The organism is Weizmannia acidilactici (assembly GCF_008974185.1).
Classification (GTDB): Bacteria; Bacillota; Bacilli; order Bacillales; family Bacillaceae_C; genus Weizmannia; species Weizmannia acidilactici.
The window spans coordinates 1-2,709 of the sequence record NZ_BKZP01000071.1; the positions used below are offsets into that span (position 1 = coordinate 1).

The following is a 2,709-nucleotide window of genomic DNA, read 5'->3' on the forward strand; positions in this document are numbered from 1 at the left end:
CGTCACCGCGCTTCCACCCCGGACCTATCAACCTGATCATCTTTCAGGGATCTTACCAGCTAAACTGTGGGAAATCTCATCTTGAGGGGGGCTTCATGCTTAGATGCTTTCAGCACTTATCCCTTCCGCACATAGCTACCCAGCGGTGCCTTTGGCAAGACAACTGGTACACCAGCGGTGCGTCCATCCCGGTCCTCTCGTACTAAGGACAGCTCCTCTCAAATTTCCTGCGCCCGCGACGGATAGGGACCGAACTGTCTCACGACGTTCTGAACCCAGCTCGCGTACCGCTTTAATGGGCGAACAGCCCAACCCTTGGGACCGACTACAGCCCCAGGATGCGATGAGCCGACATCGAGGTGCCAAACCTCCCCGTCGATGTGGACTCTTGGGGGAGATCAGCCTGTTATCCCCAGGGTAGCTTTTATCCGTTGAGCGATGGCCCTTCCATGCGGAACCACCGGATCACTAAGCCCGACTTTCGTCCCTGCTCGACTTGTAGGTCTCGCAGTCAAGCTCCCTTATGCCTTTACACTCTGCGAATGATTTCCAACCATTCTGAGGGAACCTTTGGGCGCCTCCGTTACCTTTTAGGAGGCGACCGCCCCAGTCAAACTGCCCGCCTGACACTGTCTCCCACCCCGGTAAGGGGTGCGGGTTAGAATTTCAATACAGCCAGGGTAGTATCCCACCGGCGCCTCCACCGAAGCTGGCGCTCCGGTTTCCAAGGCTCCTACCTATCCTGTACAAGCTGTACCAAAATTCAATATCAGGTTGCAGTAAAGCTCCATGGGGTCTTTCCGTCCTGTCGCGGGTAACCTGCATCTTCACAGGTACTATAATTTCACCGAGTCTCTCGTTGAGACAGTGCCCAGATCGTTACACCTTTCGTGCGGGTCAGAACTTACCTGACAAGGAATTTCGCTACCTTAGGACCGTTATAGTTACGGCCGCCGTTTACTGGGGCTTCAGTTCAGAGCTTCGCCCGAAAGGCTAACCCCTCTCCTTAACCTTCCAGCACCGGGCAGGTGTCAGCCCCTATACTTCGCCTTGCGGCTTCGCAGAGACCTGTGTTTTTGCTAAACAGTCGCCTGGGCCTATTCACTGCGGCTCCTCGGGGCTTGCACCCCAAAGAGCACCCCTTCTCCCGAAGTTACGGGGTCATTTTGCCGAGTTCCTTAACGAGAGTTCTCTCGCTCACCTTAGGATTCTCTCCTCGCCTACCTGTGTCGGTTTGCGGTACGGGCGCCTTTCACCTCACTAGAGGCTTTTCTTGGCAGTGTGGAATCAGGAACTTCGGTACTTTAAATTCCCTCGCCGTCACAGCTCCGCCTTGGCGTGAAGGATTTGCCTCCACGCCGGCCTAACTGCTTGGACGCGAACAACCAGTGTCGCGCTTGCCCTATCCTCCTGCGTCCCCCCATCGTTCAAACGGTGAAGAGGCGGTACAGGAATATCAACCTGTTGTCCATCGCCTACGCCTTTCGGCCTCGGCTTAGGCCCCGACTAACCCTGAGCGGACGAGCCTTCCTCAGGAAACCTTAGGCATTCGGTGGAAGGGATTCCCACCCTTCTTTCGCTACTCATACCGGCATTCTCACTTCTAAGCGCTCCACCGGTCCTTCCGGTCCGGCTTCAACGCCCTTAGAACGCTCTCCTACCACGGACACCAACAGGTGTCCGTCCGCAGCTTCGGTGATACGTTTAGCCCCGGTACATTTTCGGCGCAGAGTCACTCGACCAGTGAGCTATTACGCACTCTTTGAATGGTGGCTGCTTCTAAGCCAACATCCTGGTTGTCTAAGCAACTCCACATCCTTTTCCACTTAACGTATACTTTGGGACCTTAGCCGGCGGTCTGGGCTGTTTCCCTTTTGACCATGGATCTTATCACTCACAGTCTGACTCCCAAGGATAAGTCTTTGGCATTCGGAGTTTGTCTGAATTCGGTAACCCGATGAGGGCCCCTCGTCCAAACAGTGCTCTACCTCCAAGACTCTTACCTTGAGGCTAGCCCTAAAGCTATTTCGGAGAGAACCAGCTATCTCCAAGTTCGATTGGAATTTCTCCGCTACCCACACCTCATCCCCGCACTTTTCAACGTGCGTGGGTTCGGGCCTCCAGCAAGTGTTACCTTGCCTTCACCCTGGACATGGGTAGATCACCTGGTTTCGGGTCTACGGCCCCATACTCATGCGCCCTGTTCAGACTCGCTTTCGCTGCGGCTCCGCCTCTTCAGCTTAACCTCGCATGGGACCGTAACTCGCCGGTTCATTCTACAAAAGGCACGCCATCACCCGTAAATGGGCTCTGACTACTTGTAGGCACACGGTTTCAGGATCTCTTTCACTCCCCTCCCGGGGTGCTTTTCACCTTTCCCTCACGGTACTGGTTCACTATCGGTCACTAGGGAGTATTTAGCCTTGGGAGATGGTCCTCCCGGATTCCGGCGGGATTCCACGTGTCCCGCCGTACTCAGGATCCACTCGGGAGAGAACGAAGTTTCAGCTACAGGGCTTTTACCTTCTCCGGCAGGCCTTTCCAGGCCGCTTCGCCTACCCCGTCCTTTTGTAACTCCCATATGAGTGTCCTACAACCCCGGAGGGCAAGCCCTCCGGTTTGGGCTGTTTCCTGTTCGCTCGCCGCTACTTGGGAAATCGCTATTGCTTTCTCTTCCTCCGGGTACTGAGATGTTTCAGTTCCCCGGGT

At 55.3% G+C, this 2,709-nt stretch carries 1 rRNA gene; it reads right to left on the bottom strand.

From position 1 onward, the window contains the following. Positions 1-2,709 (bottom strand): 23S ribosomal RNA (locus tag BpJC4_RS15605); the annotation flags it as partial.